Annotated in this window: 25 protein-coding genes; 16 read left to right on the top strand and 9 right to left on the bottom strand. The window is 35.4% G+C overall.

Annotation, left to right across the window (positions count from 1 at the left end; all coding sequences use genetic code 11):
- Nucleotides 1–51 precede the first annotated feature (51 nt).
- The 3 genes from P164_RS06925 to dnaA all read right to left on the bottom strand — a co-directional run bounded on the left by P164_RS06925 (nt 52) and on the right by dnaA (nt 2752).
- A complete protein-coding gene (locus P164_RS06925; protein WP_028375709.1) occupies nt 52–771 on the bottom strand; it encodes an SAM-dependent methyltransferase in 720 nt (239 codons plus the stop codon).
- An 18-nt stretch (nt 772–789) separates the two neighbouring features.
- Nucleotides 790–1245, bottom strand: coding sequence for a low molecular weight protein-tyrosine-phosphatase (locus tag P164_RS06920; protein WP_028375708.1), 456 nt, complete (start codon nt 1243–1245; stop codon nt 790–792).
- A gap of 76 nt (nt 1246–1321) precedes the next feature.
- On the bottom strand, nt 1322–2752 hold the full coding sequence (gene dnaA / locus P164_RS06915) for a chromosomal replication initiator protein DnaA (RefSeq protein ID WP_028375707.1): 1431 nt from the start codon (nt 2750–2752) through the stop codon (nt 1322–1324).
- 200 nt (nt 2753–2952) lie between these two features.
- On the opposite strand from dnaA, the gene P164_RS06910 reads away from it, so the two are divergent.
- Complete coding sequence (locus P164_RS06910) at nt 2953–3351, top strand: acyl-CoA thioesterase (RefSeq protein WP_028375706.1); 399 nt, start codon at nt 2953–2955, stop codon at nt 3349–3351.
- On the opposite strand, the gene P164_RS06905 is transcribed toward P164_RS06910, so the two are convergent.
- Genes P164_RS06905 through ribD form a run of 4 tightly spaced genes read right to left on the bottom strand, consistent with a single transcriptional unit; the run spans nt 3348 to nt 6496 of the window.
- A complete protein-coding gene (locus P164_RS06905; protein ID WP_028375705.1) occupies nt 3348–3965 on the bottom strand; it encodes an IMPACT family protein in 618 nt (205 codons plus the stop codon). The two genes, P164_RS06910 and P164_RS06905, sit on opposite strands and share 4 nt — an antisense overlap.
- 2 nt (nt 3966–3967) lie before the next feature.
- Nucleotides 3968–4840 carry a membrane protein gene (locus P164_RS06900; protein ID WP_028375704.1) on the bottom strand — a complete coding sequence of 291 codons (873 nt, stop codon included), beginning with the start codon at nt 4838–4840 and terminating at the stop codon, nt 3968–3970.
- On the bottom strand, nt 4837–5451 hold the full coding sequence (locus P164_RS06895) for an HAD family hydrolase (protein ID WP_028375703.1): 615 nt from the start codon (nt 5449–5451) through the stop codon (nt 4837–4839). Before P164_RS06895 ends, P164_RS06900 begins: the two co-directional genes overlap by 4 nt.
- Nucleotides 5444–6496 carry a bifunctional diaminohydroxyphosphoribosylaminopyrimidine deaminase/5-amino-6-(5-phosphoribosylamino)uracil reductase RibD gene (gene ribD / locus P164_RS06890; RefSeq protein ID WP_028375702.1) on the bottom strand — a complete coding sequence of 351 codons (1053 nt, stop codon included), beginning with the start codon at nt 6494–6496 and terminating at the stop codon, nt 5444–5446. The genes P164_RS06895 and ribD overlap by 8 nt, the downstream gene beginning before the upstream one ends.
- A gap of 34 nt (nt 6497–6530) precedes the next feature.
- Here ribD and P164_RS06885 point away from each other — a divergent pair, with 34 nt between their 5' ends.
- From P164_RS06885 to P164_RS06860, 6 genes are all read left to right on the top strand, one after another.
- Complete coding sequence (locus tag P164_RS06885) at nt 6531–7010, top strand: GNAT family N-acetyltransferase (protein WP_028375701.1); 480 nt, start codon at nt 6531–6533, stop codon at nt 7008–7010.
- Complete coding sequence (prmC, locus tag P164_RS06880) at nt 7011–7859, top strand: peptide chain release factor N(5)-glutamine methyltransferase (protein ID WP_028375700.1); 849 nt, start codon at nt 7011–7013, stop codon at nt 7857–7859.
- Nucleotides 7859–8449, top strand: coding sequence for a TIGR00730 family Rossman fold protein (locus tag P164_RS06875; protein WP_028375699.1), 591 nt, complete (start codon nt 7859–7861; stop codon nt 8447–8449). The genes prmC and P164_RS06875 overlap by 1 nt, the downstream gene beginning before the upstream one ends.
- 53 nt (nt 8450–8502) lie before the next feature.
- Nucleotides 8503–10494, top strand: a complete 1992-nt coding sequence (gene ligA, locus P164_RS06870) for an NAD-dependent DNA ligase LigA (RefSeq protein WP_028375698.1) — start codon at nt 8503–8505, stop codon at nt 10492–10494.
- A 96-nt stretch (nt 10495–10590) separates the two neighbouring features.
- On the top strand, nt 10591–11280 hold the full coding sequence (locus P164_RS06865; protein ID WP_028375697.1) for a hypothetical protein: 690 nt from the start codon (nt 10591–10593) through the stop codon (nt 11278–11280).
- Nucleotides 11281–11581: 301 nt separating this feature from the next.
- Nucleotides 11582–12106: a hypothetical protein gene (locus tag P164_RS06860; protein WP_125411760.1), complete on the top strand. Its 525-nt coding sequence runs from the start codon at nt 11582–11584 to the stop codon at nt 12104–12106.
- A 3-nt stretch (nt 12107–12109) separates the two neighbouring features.
- On the opposite strand, the gene P164_RS06855 is transcribed toward P164_RS06860, so the two are convergent.
- Nucleotides 12110–13018 (bottom strand): metallophosphatase, encoded by a 909-nt coding sequence (locus P164_RS06855; protein ID WP_028375695.1) that lies wholly within the window; start codon nt 13016–13018, stop codon nt 12110–12112.
- Between the two features lie 5 nt (nt 13019–13023).
- Nucleotides 13024–13773 (bottom strand): 5'-nucleotidase C-terminal domain-containing protein, encoded by a 750-nt coding sequence (locus P164_RS06850; protein WP_028375694.1) that lies wholly within the window; start codon nt 13771–13773, stop codon nt 13024–13026.
- 66 nt (nt 13774–13839) lie between these two features.
- On the opposite strand from P164_RS06850, the gene P164_RS06845 reads away from it, so the two are divergent.
- The 9 genes from P164_RS06845 to P164_RS06805 all read left to right on the top strand — a co-directional run bounded on the left by P164_RS06845 (nt 13840) and on the right by P164_RS06805 (nt 22220).
- Entirely contained in the window at nt 13840–14355 is a 516-nt protein-coding gene (locus tag P164_RS06845) for a DUF6913 domain-containing protein (protein ID WP_051621265.1), read from the top strand.
- A 1-nt stretch (nt 14356) separates the two neighbouring features.
- A complete protein-coding gene (dapA, locus tag P164_RS06840) occupies nt 14357–15238 on the top strand; it encodes a 4-hydroxy-tetrahydrodipicolinate synthase (RefSeq protein WP_028375693.1) in 882 nt (293 codons plus the stop codon).
- Between the two features lie 36 nt (nt 15239–15274).
- On the top strand, nt 15275–16081 hold the full coding sequence (locus P164_RS06835) for an outer membrane protein assembly factor BamD (protein ID WP_028375692.1): 807 nt from the start codon (nt 15275–15277) through the stop codon (nt 16079–16081).
- A gap of 18 nt (nt 16082–16099) precedes the next feature.
- Nucleotides 16100–16426, top strand: coding sequence for a DNA-directed RNA polymerase subunit omega (locus P164_RS06830; protein WP_028375691.1), 327 nt, complete (start codon nt 16100–16102; stop codon nt 16424–16426).
- 2 nt (nt 16427–16428) lie between these two features.
- Nucleotides 16429–17640, top strand: a complete 1212-nt coding sequence (coaBC, locus tag P164_RS06825) for a bifunctional phosphopantothenoylcysteine decarboxylase/phosphopantothenate--cysteine ligase CoaBC (RefSeq protein ID WP_028375690.1) — start codon at nt 16429–16431, stop codon at nt 17638–17640.
- On the top strand, nt 17633–18517 hold the full coding sequence (locus P164_RS06820; RefSeq protein WP_028375689.1) for a DUF4835 family protein: 885 nt from the start codon (nt 17633–17635) through the stop codon (nt 18515–18517). The genes coaBC and P164_RS06820 overlap by 8 nt, the downstream gene beginning before the upstream one ends.
- A gap of 87 nt (nt 18518–18604) precedes the next feature.
- Nucleotides 18605–20257: a DNA repair protein RecN gene (recN, locus tag P164_RS06815; protein WP_028375688.1), complete on the top strand. Its 1653-nt coding sequence runs from the start codon at nt 18605–18607 to the stop codon at nt 20255–20257.
- Between the two features lie 39 nt (nt 20258–20296).
- A complete protein-coding gene (locus P164_RS06810) occupies nt 20297–21118 on the top strand; it encodes an enoyl-ACP reductase (protein ID WP_028375687.1) in 822 nt (273 codons plus the stop codon).
- A 103-nt stretch (nt 21119–21221) separates the two neighbouring features.
- The gene (locus tag P164_RS06805; RefSeq protein WP_028375686.1) at nt 21222–22220 is read left to right on the top strand and encodes a glycosyltransferase; all 999 of its coding nucleotides are present in this window, start codon (nt 21222–21224) and stop codon (nt 22218–22220) included.
- Nucleotides 22221–22226 lie beyond the last annotated feature (6 nt).

The following is a 22226-nucleotide window of genomic DNA, read 5'->3' as shown; positions in this document are numbered from 1 at the left end:
TTAATTTTAATAACCATAAAATAATAAAACGACCAATCCTGGTCGTTTTTTTTATGCCTGAATTATAAATAACGCCGGCCTTTTATGTATATCGGGTTGTTTAGTTTTCCATACAGAAATGGGCTTTGTCACAATAAATTCTGAGGCTAAAGTAATGTCGCAGGCAATACAAAGTCGGGTAGCAGGGCTTAACGTGCTGCATAGCTCTTCTATAAGTTTGTTATTCCGATAAGGCGTTTCTATAAAAAGCTGAGATTGCCCGTGGTCTCTAGATATATTTTCTAAGCGTTTTAATTCCTGGCGTTTTTCCTTTTGATCTATTGGTAAATAGCCATTAAACGCAAAGTTTTGACCATTCATTCCGCTACTCATCATTGCCATTAAAATAGAGGAGGGGCCAACTAAAGGAACCACCTGTATTCCTTTTTCGTGGGCTAAGCGTACCACTTCTGCACCGGGATCTGCAATCCCGGGAACGCCGGCTTCAGACATAAGGCCAACAGATTTACCTGATAAGCATGAATTAAGATATGCGGGAATCTCGCTGCTGTCTGTGTGCTTATTTAAAGGGTGTAGTATAAGACTGGGTTGCGATTTATCTTTGCATAGTTGTTTGATAAACCTGCGCGCAGTTTTTTCATTCTCAACCACAAATTCATCAAGATCATCTACTATTCTCTGAACCATACCAGGCATAACCTCTAGCGGTGCAGTATCACCCAATGTTGTAGGTATTAAGTAAAGTTTGCCTAATCGAGGGTTGATGTGCATAACTGTAGATTTTAGAGATTACTTAAGACGTTCTGCTAATTTAGTAATTGCTTCATTAAGCATTTCAAAGACATTATCAAAGCCTCTTAGGCTATCATTGTAAGGGTCTGGTACATCAACCTTCTCTCCAGGGAAAAGTTCATCTAAAATAAGACTAACTTTTTCTTTATCTGCTTCAGTGCGTGCCAGATTTATCACATCTTCATAATTATAAGTATCCATTACAAAAATATGATCATATACATCAAAAAATGCAGGTTTAAACTGCATACCGCGCTGATCTGTAATATCTATTCCGTTTTTTTGTGCTACAGAGATGCTTCTGGAGTCTGGCAAGCTTCCTATATGCCAGGAACCTGTACCGGCAGAGTCAACTTCAAATTTATTAGGGTCTAGCTTAGATTTTAATAAACCTTCGGCAAGTGGAGATCTGCAAATATTACCTAAACAGACCATTAGAATGCGTGTTTTCATCTCACGTATTTTTTATGAAAGTGTATATTTTGTTCTTGAAAATACGGAATAGCGTTTCAGATTTTAAACAAAAAACTTACATCGTAAGTTTTTTGTTTAAATCTTCTACGTATTTTCTAAACTGCTTGTCTGTTGCAGAAAGGTTATCTACCGTTTTACAAGCGTGCAGCACTGTTGCGTGATCGCGTTTTCCTATTTGAGAACCTATACTGGCTAAAGAAGCCTTAGTAAGTTTTTTAGCAAAAAACATAGCTAATTGGCGTGCTTGTACAATATGTCTTTTACGTGTTTTAGACTGAAGTGTATCTACATCCATCTGAAAATAATCACTTACAACCTTCTGAATGTATTCTATAGAAACCTCACGTTTAGTGTGTTTCACGTAATTATCTACAATCTTTTTAGCGAGATCAAGGTTAATCTCTTTTCTATTAAAAGAAGAATGCGCAATTAACGAAATAATAGCACCCTCAAGTTCTCTAATGTTAGTTTTGATGTTGTTTGCTAAAAACTCTACAATATCTTCAGGCATTTCAACACCATCCTGATAGAGTTTGTTTTTTATGATTGATACACGTGTTTCAAAACCGGGCTGTTGCAATTCTGCAGAAAGACCCCATTTAAAACGTGAAAGTAAGCGTTGCTCAATATCCTGCATATCTACAGGAGCTTTATCACTTGTTAGAACGACCTGTTTTCCATTCTGGTGCAAATGATTAAAAATGTGGAAAAATACATCCTGAGTACCTGCCTTGCCTGATAATAATTGAATATCATCAACAATAAGGACATCTATAACCTGATAAAAGTGAATAAAATCATTGCGATTATTCTTCTTAACAGACTCAATATATTGTTGCGTAAATTTTTCCGCAGAAATATAAAGAACCGTTTTTTCTGGATATCTGTCTTTAATTTGAATACCTATAGCGTGGGCTAAGTGAGTTTTACCAAGACCTACTCCTCCAAAAATCAGTAAAGGGTTAAATGATGTACCACCCGGCTTATTAGCAACAGCCATACCTGCAGATCGCGCGAGGCGGTTAGAGTCACCCTCAAGAAAATTATCAAAATTGTAATTAGGGTTTAATTGAGACTCTATCTGAAGATTACGTATTCCAGGAATTATAAATGGATTCTTTAGTTCTGGATTTTTATTTTTAAAAGGTGCATCAACCTCCTGAGACTTCATCGTAGAAGGGCGATTTGTACTAGGTATTTTTTCAGTAAATGGCTGTCTGTTGCCGTAGGTGTTTTCCATACGTATAACATAAACCAGTTTAGCACTTTCCCCCAGCTCTTTGGTAAGTGACACTTTTAGAAGTTTAACATAATGTTCTTCAAGCCACTCGTAGAAAAATTTACTCGGTACCTGTATACTTAAAGCATTATCTGTAAGTTTAACCGCTTTAATAGGTTCGAACCAGGTTTTGTAAGCCTGCGGGGTTATATTGTCTTGAATAAACAAGAGGCAATTATCCCAAACTGTTTGCGCAGTCATACTCATTCTAATGATTAAATTTTAAGTTATTTCTAATTTAGATCACTTGAAAAGTGAGAAAATGTAGAGATCTTCGTTTCTTTCAGTGCGGGGCAAATATGTGAACAAAATATGTAATAAAAAAAGAAAATTACATTGGTTTTGTAGAATTTTTATCGCATACTCTGCATATTATAAACTAGCCTTTTTTATATGTTAATAAGTCTATGAAAACAAGCTCAACTAATGTTAAAGTAAGATACGCAGAAACCGATCAAATGGGTGTTGTACATCACGCTAACTACCCTATTTACCTGGAACTTGCTCGTATTGAATGGTTAAACGATATCGGAATTTCTTACAAAGAAATGGAGAAAGAAGGTGTAATGCTACCTGTTTATGATATGCATTTTTCTTTTCTAAGTCCGGCCTTTTTTGACGATACTTTAACGATAAAAACAAGTCTTAAAAAAATGCCGCGTGCAAGCATTGTTTTTGATTATGAAATCACAAATCAAGATCAAAAATTGATTACAAAAGCACAAACCACTCTGGTCTTTGTAGATATGAAAACAAACAGACCTACGCGTTGCCCAGATTACATATTAGAGCTTTTAGAAAATTAAGATTTTTGAGTATTTACGGTTAAGCCAAAAACAGCATCAAAACGTTTTTTAATTCTTTTTAGATCCTTTTTCCGTATGGCTAGGGTAATTGAGCAACTCAATTCCATTTCTTGCGAGGAGATAGTTAATTGCTCTTCTTTAATTATGCGCATAACCGTATGAAGCAATGGATACTCAAAGTCTATTTGTAAAGCTTCAGTAATAACAGCTGTTTTTATTTTTGCGGTTTCTAAAGCTAATTGTGCGGCTGTTTTATAGGCTTGTATAAGACCGCCTACACCAAGATTTGTCCCACCATAGTAGCGTATCACGGTAACTAATATTTGGGTAACTTCAAAAGATTGTAGCTGGCCGTAAATGGGTAAACCTGCAGAATTATTGGGTTCACCATCATCATTTGCCCTATAGTGCTCATAATTTTTACCCAGTTGCCAGGCATAGCATATATGTGATGCTTTACTGTGTTTATTTTTTAATTCAGTTAGAATGCGTTCAATTTCAGCTTCATCTTTGACGGGATGTGCCTGACCAATAAATTTGCTTCCGCGATCTTTAAATAAACTTTCGGAGCTTTTTTTTGCAATTGTTTTATAGATGTCTGAAGTTGTACTCATAACTAGGCTTTAACAATAGCTATTAGAATGATACTAAAAACAGCAAGACCAAACCCGATCCAGTTTTTTGTTGAAAGTTTTTCTTTAAAGAACACAATTCCTAAAAGTGTTGCCAGCATTAATATACCCACATTATTTAGTGTAAATACTACTGAACTTTCTAAATTAGGATTTCTGAGCGCTTGAACCAGAAAATAAATCGAGAAATAATTGGGAACACCTAACGCGATTCCTCCTAATATATTTTTAATCTGAAGTTTTTGTTGTCTATTATATAACTGAAAAATAAACACTAGAATGCCTAAGGTAAAGGCGGTCGCAAATATTACAGCAGAGAATAAGGGGACATCTTCTTTTGCAACAAAACTTGCTTCTAAAAACTTGATAGTTGTATCAATGATACCGCTTCCAACAAAAACCAAAATAGGAAACAACAAATCGTTTTTTGATATAGTTTTAGCCGTTGTTTTTTTAAGAGAAACCAGATATACTGCTATAAGAGCCAGACCTATTCCTGTAAGTTTTAAAAATCCTGCAGCTTCCTGATAATAAAAGAGACCAAAGCATATAGGTATAACAACACTCATTTTGGTAGAAACAGATACTACCGAGAGTCCACTGCGTTGCGTGGTTATTGCCATAAGATTGAAAATAACAATAAATAAAAACCCTAAGAAGATAGTGCCGGGAAACCAGGCGTATTGCTGAATGTTTATTAAATCTATAGGTTGTCCATAAGCAACAAGACCAGAAACGCAGGCAATGAAATAATTAACTACAATAGCCTGAAATGTGTTTATTTTAAACCCCTCAAAAAGTTTAAATACAAGAAAGATAATACTTGAAGCGAGTATGCTAAGCAATAAATAGATCAAAAGAGCTCCTGTTTTATTTTAAACAATTGCGTTACATCTTCAATACCTGGTTCAAGGTGCCAGGTTCTAATATTCATTGAAGCGGCAGCGGCTGTATTTAGGACTGTATCATCTATAAACAGGGTTTCTTCAGCAATTAAATTATCGTTTGTAAGTACATAATCGTAAATATCAAGATCAGGTTTACGCAGATTAATTTGTTGTGATAGATAAAAACGTTCAAAACAGTTTTGAAACTTAGAGTATCTAAGTGCTCCCATGTTTTTGATTACCTGCTCAATGTGTAAATCATTTGTATTGCTTAATAATAATAATTTGTATTTACCTTCCTCTTTGAGTTTTAAAATCCAGTCTAGGCGATGCTGCGGAAAATCTAGAATTATACTATTCCAGGCATTAGTAAAAGAGATTCTAGTTAATGACGGAAATTTATCCAGATAGTATTTAGTTAACTCTTCTGTAGTAATTAGTCCCTTCTCATAAGTATTATGCCAGTCAACCATATCATTGTCGATCTCACGAATACCCATTTTGGCTAAGGCTTGTTCGGGGGCTTTTTTGTCAAGGTTTATAAAAACATCGCCAAAGTCAAAAAGTAAATTTTTAATCATTCGTATTTATATAATAGGTTAAGAGATCACCGGTATAAGCTGTAGTTTTTAATTTTTTAAATGCCTTTAATTGCGGAGATTGAATGCCACTTTTAAAATCTAAGTTTCCTTTAAATACTCTGGCTTCGTCCCATAAACCTGCATTTATAAAATGCTGTAAGGTTTGTGTACCACCCTCTATAATTACAGACTGTAAACCTTCCGTATGTAAGATGTCGCAAATCTGCTTAGGCAAATTAGAATTAAAATCTGCCTTGCAATATTTTTTGTTTTCTGAATTGATTGCCTCAGTTTCGGTTATAATTAATGTAGCAGTACTTGCATCAAGCAAATGACTCTCATTACTAAGGCTTAAGTTTTTATCGATTACAATACGAGTGGGAGAGTTGCCATACCATTCTCGAGTTGTAAGACTGGGATTGTCTGTTTTTGCAGTAGTAGATCCTACAAGTATACTTTGTTCTTCTGATCGCCATTTATGAACAAGCTGTTTGCTTACAGAATTGGTTATCCAATAGGGTTCTTTTTTGTCTCTTCTACTACTATCGGGCGCAATAAAATTATCTGCGCTTTCTGCCCATTTTAAGATAATATAAGGTCGTTTTTTATTGTGGAAAGTAAAAAAGCGTTGGTTTAGGTCCTGGCACAAACCTTCTAAAATCCCCACCTGTACTTCGCAACCTGCCTCGAGTAATTTTTTTATACCTCTTCCCGAAACTTCGGCAAAAGGATCTACGGTGCCTATAATTACTTTTTTAATTCCCTTAGCTATAATTAAATCGCTGCATGGAGGAGTTTTTCCGTAGTGACTGCACGGTTCTAAGCTTACATAAATAGTTGATTCTGCCAGAAGTTCCTTATTCATCACACTATTAATAGCGTTTACTTCGGCATGTGGTTCACCAGATTTCTTATGCCAGCCTTCACCTATAATTTTATTGTTATGCACAATTACACTTCCTACCATAGGGTTAGGATAGGTGGTGCTCAGTCCGTTTTTAGCCAGTTGCACGCAGCGAACCATGTATTTTTCGTGTATCTTCACAAGCTCAAAAATACCAATTAAAACTAAGATACGAATGCCTCTTATTAGACCTGTAGAACTCAACGATAATTTAGCTTTAGCAAAAACCATACGAGCGGTTTTAATTGAAATGGGAGTTCCTAAAGTAGGGACTGCATATGCAGATGAAGCTCTAGATTGTATGTATGAGACATATAATGCTGCAAATAAGGAATATTTTGTCATAGAGGATCAAAATAGGCTTCTGGGCGGGGCAGGAATCGCACCGTTAGCCAATTATGAGGGTCCTGTTTGTGAGTTACAAAAAATGTATTTTCTTTCAGAAATACGGGGAAAGGGTTTTGGTTTGCAAATGATGCAAAGGTGTCTTGACTTTGCAAAAGGGGCAGGTTTTAGACAGGTTTATTTGGAGACTATGCCGTATATGAAAGATGCTCAAAAATTGTATGTGAAAGCAGGTTTTTATTATATAGATGCTCCTTTGGGTAATACGGGACATAGTGCCTGTCCGGTTTATATGTTAAAAGATCTGTAGATGAAATTAGTAAAGTTTAAAGCGCAGTTTTTTAAGCGATTAGCGCCTAATTTTCCGCAGAGCGAAATCACTGCTTTTTTTAAAATATTAATTCAGAAATACCTGGGAATTCAGCCTGTAGACCTTGTTTTAAATCCTGACAAAAACATTAAGATTAAAGAGTTAGAGCTTCTTTTAGCAGCTAGAGAACGTCTGTTTAATAATGAACCGCTGCAATATATTATAGGTGAAACAGAATTTTACGGCTATAACTTTACAGTTACACCAGATGTACTTATTCCCAGGCCCGAAACAGAAGAACTAGTAGAATGGATTCTATTAGATCTAAAAGACAATGAAACTTCTCAATTAAAAATTTTAGATATAGGAACCGGCTCTGGATGTATAGCTGTTAGTCTGGCTATAAATACAGATGCAAAAATAACAGCTCTTGATGTTTCTGATAAAGCATTGCAACTTGCTGAGCATAATGCCGAATTAAATAAGGTTACTGTACAATTTGTTAAGTCTAACATATTAGAGATGGCAGAATTGCCTCAAAAGTATACTGTAATTGTATCAAATCCGCCTTATGTACGTAATCTCGAAAAAGCTGAAATGCATCAGAATGTGCTGCGTCATGAACCGGATTTAGCTTTATTTGTAGATGATGATAATCCGCTTATATTTTATAAAAAAATAAGTGAATTGGCTTATGAAAGTTTAGAAGTTGATGGAGTTTTATATTTCGAAATCAATCAGTATCTTGGGGATGAGACGGTAAACCTTGTAAAAGAAGCAGGTTTTAAAACTGTAGAATTGCGAAATGATTTTGCAGGAAAACCTAGAATGATAAAAGCAAAACGCTAATGAATAATTTAAAATCTATCTGTGTTTTTTGCGGAAGCAGTGAAGGTACAGATTCGGCAATCATAAAAGAGTCAGAATTGCTTGGCGCTAAAATGGCAGAGCGCGATATCACGCTAATTTATGGTGGTTCTAAAATGGGCATAATGGGCAGGGTAGCTATAGCCTGCCTTGGTAATAAAGGAAAAGCTATAGGCATTATCCCTGGTTTTTTAAAAACAAAAGAAATTGTACACGAAGGTCTTGATGAGCTTGTTACTACAGAAAACATGCACGAGCGTAAGCTCAAAATGCAAGAAATGAGTGATGGGTTTATAACACTTCCGGGAGGTTTTGGGACGTTTGAAGAGCTTTTTGAAATTATTACCTGGAGTCAGTTAGGATTACATCATAAACCTATAGGGATTTTAAATACAAATGGCTTTTACGATCATTTAATAGCTATGCTAGACGAGATGGTAAACAGAGGTTTTCTTAAAGCTGAAAACAGAGCTTTACTCATAGAAGATACAGATGTTGATAGTCTGTTGAATAAGATGGAGCACTTTGTACCTGATTTAACTTCAAAATGGCTAAAGCCCGAAAATACCTAATACGTATCAAAATTTTCGTTTAAAAATAATTACACTACTTCTATCTAGTTTTAATGGATACTCAGCAAAAAATACAAACACTACGCGAAGAATTGCGCCAGCATAATTATAATTATTATGTGCTTGATAAGCCGGAAATAGATGATTTTACATTTGATCAAAAACTAAAAGAGTTACAAGCCTTAGAGCAGGCTCATCCAGAATATTTTGATGCAAATTCTCCATCGCTTCGGGTAGGTGGGCAAATCACTAAGAATTTTAATACCGTTAAACATGAGACGCGTATGTATTCTTTAGATAATAGTTATTCGCTTGAAGATTTAGAAGATTGGGAAAAGCGTATAAAGAAAATGGTAGATGGGGAGGTTGAGTATGTCTGCGAACTTAAATACGATGGTGCTTCTATAAGCTTGACTTATGAGAAAGGTGAATTAATACGTGCGGTTACCCGTGGCGATGGGGTACAAGGTGATGATGTCACAAATAATATTAAAACCATACGCACAGTACCCTTAAAATTAAAAGGCGATTTTCCTGAAAAATTTGATATTCGGGGAGAGATTGTACTTCCTTTAGCTGGTTTTGCTGCTATGAATGCAGAGCGCGTTGAAGCCGGTGAAGAGCCTTATAGCAATCCGCGGAATACGGCATCGGGGAGTCTTAAATTGCAAGATAGTGCAGAAGTGGCCAAAAGACCTTTAGAGTGTTTGTTGTATAGTATTGTAGGTGAAAATTTAAATATAAAATCGCAATTTGAAAGTTTAGAAAAAGCCCGTTCCTGGGGTTTTAAAGTGCCTGAAGTTGCAAAACTTACCGCTTCAACAGATGAGACTTTTAAATTTTTAGATTATTGGGATGTACACCGTCACGAGTTACCCTACGAGACTGATGGTGTGGTTATTAAAGTAAATAATTTTCAGCAACAGGAAGAACTTGGTTTTACTGCAAAAGCACCACGTTGGGCTATGGCTTACAAATTTAAAACCGAGCAAGCTGAAACCGTATTAGAAAAAATAACTTACCAGGTAGGGCGTACCGGTGCAATTACACCCGTGGCAAATTTAAATGCAGTACAACTTGCAGGAACAATAGTTAAACGCGCTTCTCTACACAATGCAGATCAAATTGAAAAATTAGATATCCGGGAAGGTGACACGGTTTATGTAGAAAAGGGTGGTGAAATAATACCGAAAATTGTAGGTGTAGATTTTGAAAAACGAAGTTCAGACTCAACTCCCACGCAATATATTACGAGTTGTCCTGAGTGTGATACTACGCTTGTAAGACAGCCTGGTGAAGCACAGCATTATTGCCCTAACGCAAGTGGTTGCCCTCCTCAAATTATAGGAAGAATACAACATTACATTTCTAGAAAAGCCTTGGATATAGAAGGTCTTGGAGGCGAGACGGTAGCATTGCTTGTAAATAATGGACTAATAAAAAACTATGCAGACCTTTATGATTTAAGAAAGGAAGATATTTTACCCTTAGATAGAATGGCAGAAAAATCTGCTGTTAATTTAGTAAAAGGCGTTGAGTCTTCTAAAAATATTCCTTTTGAGCGCGTGCTTTTTGGGCTAGGAATTCGATTTGTGGGCGAGACTGTTGCTCGTAAACTTGCCAAACAATTTAAAAGCATCGAAGTTTTAGCTCAGGCCTCTTTTGACGAGTTGATAGCCGTAGATGAGATTGGGGAGCGTATTGCGCAAAGTGTTGTTGAGTTTTTTGCTTCCGAAGAAAATAAGGTTTTAATAGATAAACTTAAAAATCAAGGCGTACAATTAGAGCTTGATGCTGCAGTACTTGAGAATCAAACCGAAAAGTTGAAAGGAAGTATTTTTGTAATTTCTGGAGTGTTTACACAGGTCTCACGCACCGAGCTCAAAAAAATGATTGAAGATAACGGAGGTAAAGCTTCGGGAAGTATTTCTTCAAAAACAAATTATCTGGTGGCTGGTGAGAATATGGGGCCAAGTAAACGTGAAAAAGCCGAAAAATTGAATGTGCCTATCATTACTGAAAGTGAATTTCTAGCTATGATATAGGTTTATATTCAATAACTTAAGAACTTAAACTAAGAAATTTGCGTAGTTATAAATGAATATTTTATTTAGTACCACTCAATTTTTAAGAACTCATAAATGAGATTAAAAATTTTATTATTCTTATTCTTAATTCTAGGTTTTACCGAAATAATATTGGTTTCATTAGAAATTGATAATTCTATAATTTTACGACCCCTATCTGCGATATTAATTTACGCGTTTTATTATTTCAACTCACAGAGACATAATTTATATTTTATAATCTATTTAAGTTGTGAGTTAATTAACGAGACTTTTTTCTTAATTAACTTTGAACGCTATTTTTCATTAGTGCTAGGCGGTTATGTATTAGCTACATTTACGATGATTTATCATTTATGGCCTGTTTTTAAAAAGGTAGGTTTTACCCTAGATAGAGATGCTTTGTTTAAAACCATATTAGGACTTACGGGGATTCTTTATGCTTTTTGGGAGTTAACGCTACTGGTTTTTGATAATTTACCCGATAATGTTATTTTCTTTCCGGCATTGGCAGCTCTCATATCATGGATATTCTTTTGTTCAATCATACCTATTAGAAACAGGCATCCAGACAATTTTCTATTATATCTTATGGGCGGATCTATGGCTGTAATGGCTCCTACGATGTTTATTTATACATTTTTATGGAGTTATGTTCCCGTATTAATTTTGTGTTTGCTTTCTATGATGCTCTTAAAAATTTGTATGGTGTGGTATTTAATTAAGTTAGATGGCATTCTCAACTCAAAGGAATCTTATTTCTGAAAGAAAATTCATTCATAAAATGAGCTTCGGTAATTTTTTATTAATATGATATCTGTATTTTTTGTTATTTTACAGATAAATTATTAAATATAATAACTAATTTCCCTTAGCTGTGAATAAAACAATTAGCCTTTCTTTAAAGCCAATAAAATATTGGTATCTGGCAATAGTTAGTTGTTTGTGCTATATTTTGGTTTCAGAATTAAAAATCGAATGGGGATTTTATCTAAAACCGGTCTATTTTATTTTTTTTTATGCTTATTACTATTCTTCCACTAAGAAGCATAATATTACCCTAATTGTGTTTCACCTTTCCTCCTTAATTGCCGAAATTTTTTTTCTATTAGATCTTAATCTATTTTTTGATGAGGTTCTTTATTTCTATATGATTGCAGTTTTTGCAATGTTTTTATTTTTTGCGCCTATTTTAAAAATAAGATCTCAAAAAATAACTAAAGAAATGCTGCTTGAGCCGGTGCTCGGCGTTCTGTTTGCTGCCTATTTAATAATACATCTTTTAGCGGTTTTTTATGAGAGCGTACCTAATAAACCGCTCTTTCTAATCGGCGGAATTTTATTATTTATTTTTACCGCAATTTGCTCATTAATACCTTTAAGGCACAGAAGTCCTCATAATTATAAAACCTATATCATAGCTGCAGCACTATTGATAGAGTGCATCACAGGTTTTATTTATTATTATAGTTTGAGTATACCTATAATTTTATCATTACTCAACATCGCCATATGCTTTCATAAAACGGCCGCAACATCTTATTTTGTAGATGTGCATAATGCACTAAATGACGAGAAAGAATATATATAATTTTTAAACTTGAATAACAGTAGCTGTACTTGATTTATTTCCGGTAGCGTCAAACTCAAAGTCAATCCTACCTACATTTATACCGGCCCAACCTACTTGATTGACTAAAACATTTTTTTGATCTAGATTAGTAACAATTTCAGGCTTCGGAAGAAACGTGTGTGTATGACCACCTATTATTAAGTCTATATTTCTGCTTTTTGCAGCAAGCGACAGATCTGATATTTTATCAAATTTGTATTCATATCCTAGATGAGACAGACAGATAATTAAGTCGCATTTGTGCTCTTCTTTTAAAATACGCGTCATATCCTGGGTGATTTCAAGCGGATCTAAATATTTAGTCTCTTTTGATAATGCTTCGGTTACTAAACCTTGTAGTTGTATACCTAATCCAAAAACACCAATTTTTATTCCGTCTTTAATAAAAATCTCATACGGTTTTGTAAGTCCTTCCATCACCGTATTTGTGAAGTCATAATTAGAACTTATCATTTTAAAAGAAGCATTAGGCATTTGAGCTGCCAGACCACCTACGCCGTTGTCAAAGTCATGATTGCCTATAGTAGCGGCGTCATAACCCATCATACTCATAAGTTTAAACTCAAGCTCACCGCCATAAAAGTTAAAATAGGGCGTCCCTTGAAAGATGTCACCGGCATCAAGAACGAGCGTATTTGGGTTTTCTTTACGTATGTTTTGAATAAGCGTAAGACGTCTTGCTACCCCACCTTGATTTGCAAAAGAAGGATCTTCTGCAGGAAAGGGTTCTATATGACTGTGCACATCATTAGTATGTAAAATTGTGATCTTGCGCGAATTTTTTGTACCTGCAAAAAGGTTGAGGCCAGGTGTAGCACTTAGTAAAGCGGTAGCAGCTCCTGTCTGAATTAAAAACTTTCTTCTTTCCATAGGACTTATTTTTTAATGAAACGGGTGTCACGCTTTGGTGCAATAGTATCTTGTTTTTTAAAATGATCAATTAATATAGTTCTCATTTTATAATCTAAAATCTCAATAGTTTTAGGATTAGTAAAGAAAACCATACCGTCACCACCTTGTTGTAAATAATCGTTTGTAGCTATAAAATAAGTTTTACCATTTTCTATAGGTTTCCCATTTATCAAGGCAGAATCAATATCATCGTTAGCATTAAGAATGAGTTGCATATTAGCAATAGGATGTGCTTTGCCAGATTTTAAATATTGAAACATAGCACGAGCCTCATCACTTGATATTTCAACAACCACTATACTATTTTCAAAAGGCATAATTTCATAAGCTGTGCCCATTGTAACATTGCCTGCACGTAAAACAGAGCGAATACCGCCGTGATTTAAAACAACACCGTCAATGTGTTTGCCAGATCGTTTAAAAAATACAGGATCACAAAATTCTAAAACAGCGTCTGCCATCATATTTCCTATAGCAGTATTGTATGGTCCGTCTGACTTAGAAAGACTTTCAGGAGCATAGGCGAGTATTGCATTCATCTCTTCATCTATGCGCTTTTTATAAGGAGCTATATACTCTATAACCGAAAGATCTGAAGCGATACTGTCTGTAATGTTTATTTGTTTTCCTTGAATACTAGTAAGCGTAGCTTGTGATTGCTTGCAGGCGACTAGAAGAAAGCCTAAAAGTGCAAGAGAATATAATCTAATCATTTGGTATAAAAATTAGCGGTGTGCATTGAGGTATAATTGTCTACATTTGCCGCAAAACAAAGGTAAATGTTTTTGGACGGTTGGAAACAATATTCGCTTAAAAGTAAACTTCAAAAAAGTCTAAAACCCATCCAAAATTCTCAAAATAAAATTGGGGAAGGAGTGGGTGTTTTGTTCGATTCACGAGATTTTCAGGATGAAAAACAGTTAGAAGCGTTAGCAAAATGTGTTTCTGCAACTTCAGAAATCTCTTTATTTGTGTATTTAGAGAATCAAAATCAAAGTAATTTTAGTGTTAGTGAAGTTTTTTCTAAAAAAGATTTTACAGTCTTGGGAGCAATTAAAAACGAAAAATTAAATACTTTTATAGATAAACCTTTTAAGATCTTAATAAGTTATTACCACAGAGAAAATGTATTTTTGGAGTTTGTTACATCTCAGTCTAAAGCTGATTTTAAGGCAGGATTACCTGTTAAAAACAGTACTGTAAATGATTTAATCATTAAAACAGATTTAGCTGATGTTAAATTGTTTGAACAAGAGTTAGTTAAGTATTTGAAAATATTAAACCGCATAGAATAGCATGCAAGAATTAAAAGGAACAGGAGTAGCGCTGGTTACTCCTTTTAATAAAGATTTTAGTGTAGACTTTGATGGTCTAAGTCGTGTAATTGAGCATTGTATTTCTGGCGGGGTAGATTACCTCGTAATTATGGGTACTACCGCAGAAAATGCTACGCTAACAGAGGCTGAAAAGAAAGAAGTTATAGCTAAGTCAATAGCAGTGAATGCAGGTAGATTACCACTTGTTTTAGGTGTAGGAGGTAATAATACAGCTCAAATTGTTGAAGAGCTTCAAACCAAAGATTTAAGTGCGTTTACCGCAATCTTATCTGTATCTCCTTATTATAACAGACCCAGTCAGACAGGTATTTATGCACATTATAAAGCAATTGCGGAAGCTACAAAACTTCCTATTATTCTTTATAATGTACCGGGACGTACAGGCAGTAATGTTCTTCCGGAAACCATTATAAAACTTGCTAACGATTTTTCTAACATTATTGGCGTTAAAGAAGCAGCAGGAGATATAACACAAATGATGCGAATCATAAAAGATCGTCCAGAAAACTTTTTAGTCATTTCTGGAGATGATATGCTTGCGCTTCCTACAATTAGTGCGGGAGGTGACGGCGTTATTTCTGTATTAGGTCAGGGTCTTCCCAAACCCTTTTCAATAATGATAAATCAAGGTCTGGCAGGAGAGTTTAAGGAGGCGTACGCAACGCATTATGACCTTATGCTAGCTACAGATTTAATTTTTGCTGAAGGAAATCCTGCAGGAATTAAAGCATTATTGGCTCACAAAAGCCTGTGTTTAGATACGGTGCGCCTACCATTAGTAGCTGCTAGCGATACTTTGAAAAACAATATTGCAACATACTTAAATGACTCAGGTCTTTAAGTTTTTTAATCTATAGAAAAAACCTATTTTTGCACGATGTTTTCAAGTATAAGTAAGAAAATAATTATAGTAGCAGTTGCAGCAGTAAGTCTGGCTTCTTGTAGTGAATATCAACAGGTATTGAAGTCTGAAGATATGGGTAAGAAATATGCCATGGCAGACTCATTGTATGACTCTGGTAAATATCGCAAATCTTTAAAACTTTGGGAGCAAATAGTTCCGAGCTACAGAGGTAAGCCACAGGCAGAGCGTATTATGTATTTGTATGCAGATGCGCATTATCAGGTAGCAGATTACTATCTCGCAGGTTATCAATTTGATCGTTTTGTTTCTGCTTACCCAGATTCAGAAAAAGCAGAAGAGGCACAATACAAAGCAGCTTTAAGTTACGCTGAATTATCACCTAACTATCAATTAGATCAATCTGAGACTCAAAAAGGTCTTGACCAGTTGCAGCAATTTATTGCAAACTATCCAGAATCTGAATATGCTGAAGAGGCTGGTGAGCGTATTAAAGACTTAAGTGTTAAGATGCAGAAAAAGGCTTACGAAATTGCAAAAGGTTGGCATAAAATTATGGACTATCCTACCGCTATTTCATCTTTAGATGATTTTATTTCAGATTATCCAGGTTCACCATTTCGTGAAGCAGCATTCTTTTATAAGTTAGATTCTCAATACCAGTATGGCTCAAATAGTATAAATGTTCTTGTAAAACCGCGTTTAGAAGAAGCGATTGCAATGTATGAGACATTAATACGTTATTTTCCGGAAGGAGAATACAGAGCTCAGGCAGATGAGATCAAAATGGATATTGATAAAATATTAGAAAATTATTCCTAATTAAATTAATAAATTATTATGGACGTTAAAAATATGGAAGCACCAGTAAATACAATAACTCTAAATAGAAGTGAAATTGACGCTCCTACAGGAAATATTTACGAAGCAATCTCGATTATAGCAAAACGTGCTACTCAAATCAACACGGAGATTAAAAAAGAATTATTAGAAAAGCTTGATGAGTTTGCTACCTATAGCGATAGCTTAGAAGAGATTTTTGAAAATAAAGAACAAATAGAAGTATCTAAATTCTACGAGCGTTTGCCTAAAGCTCATGCGATGGCAGTTCAAGAATGGTTAGATGATAAGATATACTTCCGCGATACGACTGCACCAACAGAGTAGTCATGTCTGTATTAAGCGGAAAAAAGGTTTTACTTGGTGTAACCGCCGGAATAGCTGCCTATAAAGCAGCTATTTTGGTTAGAGGTTTTATCAAAGCTGGGGCAGAGGTACGGGTCATTATGACTCCTGAGGCTAAAGATTTTGTAACACCCTTAACGCTTTCTACGCTATCAAAAAATGAGGTGTATTCAACGTTTGTCAGCGATGACAACGAGAATGCGGTATGGAATAATCACGTAGAACTCGGCCTTTGGGCCGATTTCTTTGTTATAGCCCCGGCCACAGCAAATACCCTTTCTAAAATGACTTCAGGAGCAAGTGACAATCTTTTACTTGCTACGTATTTATCTGCTAAGTGTCCTGTATATTTCGCCCCGGCAATGGATCTTGACATGTACAAACATCCCAGTACGCATCACTCTTTTGAAGCCTTAACAAGCTACGGAAATATTATGATTCCTGCGACAAGTGGTGAACTTGCCAGTGGATTGGAGGGACAGGGTAGAATGGCTGAGCCTGAAGATATCGTGCGATTTATTGAAGATGATATCTTAAGTAAATTACCTTTAAAAGGAAAAAAACTGCTTATTACTGCCGGTCCTACTTATGAAGCTATAGATCCTGTTCGATTTATTGGAAATCATAGTAGTGGTAAAATGGGCTTTGAGATAGCAGAAGCTTCAGCACGACAAGGTGCAGAAGTTTTTTTGATTACCGGACCCACACACCTGCAAACAAAAAGCAAGTTGATTACTACTATTCGGGTTACTTCAGCAGGTGAAATGTTTGATGCTGTGGCTAATAAATTTGATCAGGTTGATATTGCTATCGCGGCAGCTGCAGTGGCAGATTACAGACCTTCAAGTGTGGCAGATCAAAAAATTAAGAAAAAAGAAAGTGCGCTGGTAATTAATCTGGAACCTACTCAAGATATTTTAGCATATATGGGTTCGGTTAAAAAAAATCAATTTCTGGTTGGGTTTGCATTAGAGACCGAAAATGAAGTTGATAATGCTAAAGGGAAACTGCAAAGAAAAAATTTAAACTTAATTGTTTTGAATTCGTTAAATGATACCGGAGCAGGGTTTAAAACCGAAACAAATAAAGTAACTTTCATAAAACAGGATGGTACTTCTTTGCCTCAGAATTTAAAAACAAAAACCGAGGTGGCAGAAGACTTACTTAATTTAATTCTAAAAGAAATTCATGTATAAACTGATTGTTATTTTTCTCTTTTGCGGCATTGGTTTACATGCACAGGAGCTTAATTGTTCGGTTACAATTAATGCAGAACAAACGGGGCAAAGCAATCTTCAGGTTTTTAGAACTTTAAAAAGTGAGCTTACCGAGTTTATGAATAACACCACGTGGACAGATCTTAATGTAAAGCAACAGGAGCGTATAGATTGTAGTCTTGTAATAATCGTTTCTAATATAAATTCAGACTCATTCACAGCTTCGGTTCAAATACAATCCTCAAGACCGGTTTATAATTCAACATATAATACGCCGGTTTTTAATTTTAATGACAAGCAGTTTAATTTTAGATATACAGAGTTTCAGCCTTTAAACTACAATCCTAACAATTTTGATTCAAACCTTATTTCAGTGCTTTCTTTTTATGCCTACACTATTATAGGTCTTGACGCGAGTACTTACGAGTTAGGTGGTGGGGAGCCTTATTTTGAAGAGGCAAAGCGTATTGTAAATACCGCACAACAACAGGTTAGTGATGGCTGGTCTGCTCAAAGTGGCACGCAATCAAGATACAGACTAAATCAAGATTTATTATCTCCTAATTTTAGAGAGTTTTCAGATGCGCTATATGCTTATCATAAAAACGGTCTAGATTATATGGCAGATAATACTAAAGAAGCAAAGCAATCTATAGCAGTTACCTTGCAACTCTTTAATCAACTGTATGCAAACAGACCTAATAATTTTTTGTCTCGTGTTTTTTTTGATACTAAGGCAGAAGAGATTGCTAGTATGTTTTCTGGCGGGCCGCAAGTTAATGTGAGTAATCTTGTAACCATTTTAAATAAAGTAGCTCCAACGAAATCGTCATACTGGCAACAAATCAAATTATAAGAGACATCTTAAATTCTTTGATTGTGGTGATTTTCTCTCCTATATTTACCTATAAATTTTCAGTTTAAAAATTAAATAAAACTTTAATTGCTCAATTCAATACACATAAAAAACTACGCATTAATTGAAGAGGTAAATCTCAATTTTAATGATGGGTTTACGGTAATTACTGGTGAGACGGGAGCCGGTAAATCTATACTTTTGGGGGCTTTAGGTCTTATTTTGGGGAAACGGGCAGATATAGGTAGTATAGGTAACCCTGACGAGAAATGTGTAATTGAAGCACATTTTGATATTACTACCTATAATTTAGAAGCTCTTTTTGCTACAGAAAACCTCGATTTTGAGCCACAGACTATTATACGTAGAGAGATTCTGGCTAGTGGCAAAAGCAGGGCCTTTATAAATGACACGCCTGTAACTCTAAACCAGTTGTCAGCTTTAGGATTACGTCTTGTAGATATTCACAGTCAACATCAAACAATGGAAGTGACAGATGTTGATTTTCAGTTTCAAGTTTTAGATGCATTTGCTGAAAATGGAAAAAACTTAACTACATACTCAGAGCTTTATGCTGCTTTCAGGAAAAAAGAAAACCAGTTGAAGAAACTAGTAAAGCAAAAAGAGGAAGTTCAAAAAGAAGAAGAGTATAAATCATTTTTGCTGGAAGAATTACTTGCTGCAAATTTAAAAGCAGGTGAGCAGGAAATCATTGAAACAGCACACGATACGCTAAATAATGTAGAACAAATTACGGAAGGTCTGGCAGAAGCTTATCAGATTTTGAGCAGGGAAGAAGTAGGCGTTAATGAAATGTTGCTTTCTGCTAAAGTACGATTGTCTAAATTGTCTGGGTTTAGCCCTAAACTTAAAGAATTATGGGAGCGACTTGAGGCTGTAACCATAGAGCTTGATGATGTTTCAGAAAGTATAAATGATCTTGCTGCAGACACAGAGGGTGATCCTACAGAATTAGCCCGACTAGAAAGCAGATTGAAGTTGTTTTTTGATCTTCAGAAAAAGCATCAGGTGGATAGTGTTGAAGGTCTTATTGAGATACGAGATGCGCTTGACGAAGAAGTACAGTCGCTTAATAATTTAGATCAAAATATCACAAAATTAGAGCGGGAGATTGCTCAGGCTAAAATTGAGTTAGAAAAACTTGCGGTACAACTTACAAGTAAGCGTACAAAAACTATAAAACCATTAACTGAAAAGCTTCAGAGTATACTTGCTAACCTGGGGATGCCTAATGCACGTTTTGAGGTAAGTCTAACAGATAGTCCGTCATTTTTAGATAATGGTAAAGATCTACTTCATTTTCTTTTTACAGCAAATAAGGGAATGCGCGCTCAGGAACTTAAAAAAGCAGCTTCTGGAGGAGAATTATCACGTATTATGCTCGCTATAAAATCTGTTCTTAGTGATTATGCACATTTACCTACACTAATTTTTGATGAGATTGATACCGGGGTAAGTGGAGAAGTCGCTTTAAAAATGGGCTATATCATGAAGGCGATGGGCAATCGCATGCAGCTCATAAGTATTACCCATTTACCGCAGATAGCCGGGCAGGGAGCACATCACTTTAAAGTTTATAAAGAAGATAAGCAACAAAAAACAACAACGGGGATCAAAGTATTAGACCGGGATCAACGCATTGCAGAGTTGGCTGAAATGCTGGGTGGAAAAGCATCTTCTGATGCTGCTTTTGACCACGCAAGACAACTACTCAATTAATAAAATAGTATATTTGACCACTTAAATTAAACAACGATTATGTCCTATAATTTATTAAAAGGAAAACGAGGAATCATTTTTGGAGCGCTTGATGAAAATTCAATCGCATGGAAGACAGCTGAGCGCGTTCACGAAGAAGGTGGAACTTTTGTCTTAACAAATGCACCCATTGCAATGCGTATGGGAAGCATTAACAAGTTAGCAGAAAAAACAGGTTCTAAAATCATACCTGCAGACGCTACGTCTGTTGAAGATCTTGAGAAACTTGTAGCGGGAGCAGTCGAAGAATTAGGTGGTAAACTCGATTTCGTTTTACACAGCATAGGTATGTCTATAAATGTACGTAAGGGGCGTCATTATACAGATCAGAATTACGACTGGACTCAAAAAGGTACAGATGTGAGTGCAATGTCTTTTCATAAAACAATGCAGGTTCTATATAAGCAAGATGCTATGAATGAGTGGGGGAGTATTGTTGCACTAACTTATATGGCTGCACAACGTGTTTTCCCAGATTATAATGACATGGCAGATAACAAAGCCTATTTAGAAAGTATTGCGCGTAGTTTCGGTTATTTCTTTGGACGTGATAAAAAAGTACGTGTAAACACAATTTCACAATCACCTACACCTACAACAGCTGGCCAGGGCGTAAAAGGTTTTGACGGTTTTATTGCATATGCAGAAAAAATGAGTCCGTTAGGTAACGCTACAGCTCAGGAGTGTGCAGATTATACGATTACATTATTTTCTGACCTTACTAAAAAAGTTACACTTCAAAACTTATTCCACGATGGTGGATTTAGCAATATGGGTGTAAGTAATGAAGTAATGGAAGCGTTTGTTAACGAGCAAAAATAAATTTTAATTACCCTTATAGAAAATGCCCGAAGCAACACTTTCGGGCATTTTTTATATCGTTTATTTTCGATAATAGCATCTTTTTTTATAAAAACTTAAATTGATGAACTTAGTTTTTTCAATAATTATACCGGTATATAACAGACCTCAGGAAGTACGGGAGTTGTTGCAAAGTTTAAGGGCACAAACTTTTAGAAAACCTTTTGAAATTGTAATTGTTGAAGATGGTTCTATAGAAACTTCTGAGGATGTTATTGAAGAATATTCAGATTTAAACATCACTTATTTTATAAAAGAGAATACAGGTCCCGGTGATTCCCGCAATTATGGAATGCAGCGTGCCACAGGCAATTATTTTCTAATTTTAGATAGTGATTGCGTCTTGCCAGAAAGTTATCTGAAGCGCGTAGATGACAGTCTGACTAAAAAGTTTTCAGACTTTTTTGGAGGTCCAGATGCAGCTGAAGAAAATTTTACGATTCTTCAAAAAGCCATTAACTATGTGATGACCTCTTTATTGACTACAGGAGGTATACGGGGTAGAAAAGAAGCTTCTTCCAGTTTTGAACCACGTAGTTTTAATATGGGTATTTCTAAAAAAGCTTTTGAGGCTTCAGGGGGTTTTGGTAAAATACATCCCGGTGAAGATCCCGATTTAACGATTAGGTTATGGGATCTGGGTTTTAAATCTCAATTAATTACAGGAGCTTTTGTATATCACAAGCGTCGTATATCGTGGGCTAAGTTTTACAAGCAGGTACGCAAATTTGGATTAGTTAGACCCATCCTCACGACTTGGCATCCACAAAGTTCTAAACTTACGTTTTGGTTTCCCAGTCTTTTTACTTTAGGATTGATTACGGCATTTATTTTAGCGCTAATAGGTTTCTATATACCAGTTTGTCTGGTAGCTTTGTATTTTGTGTTTATAGTTTTAGATTCTACAATTAAAAATAAAAATATAACGGTAGGTTTACTTTCTGTTTGGGCTGTTCTTGTACAATTTACGGGATATGGTTTTGCATTTGCAGAGTCTACCTATTATATACGATATCTCAAAAAGGATCCTCGCAAAAAGTATCCTCACTTATTTTTTGAGTAATTTTAG

This window comes from Leeuwenhoekiella sp. MAR_2009_132 (assembly GCF_000687915.1).
Taxonomy (GTDB): domain Bacteria; phylum Bacteroidota; class Bacteroidia; order Flavobacteriales; family Flavobacteriaceae; genus Leeuwenhoekiella.
This window is presented reverse-complemented; position numbering and strand designations above follow the sequence as displayed.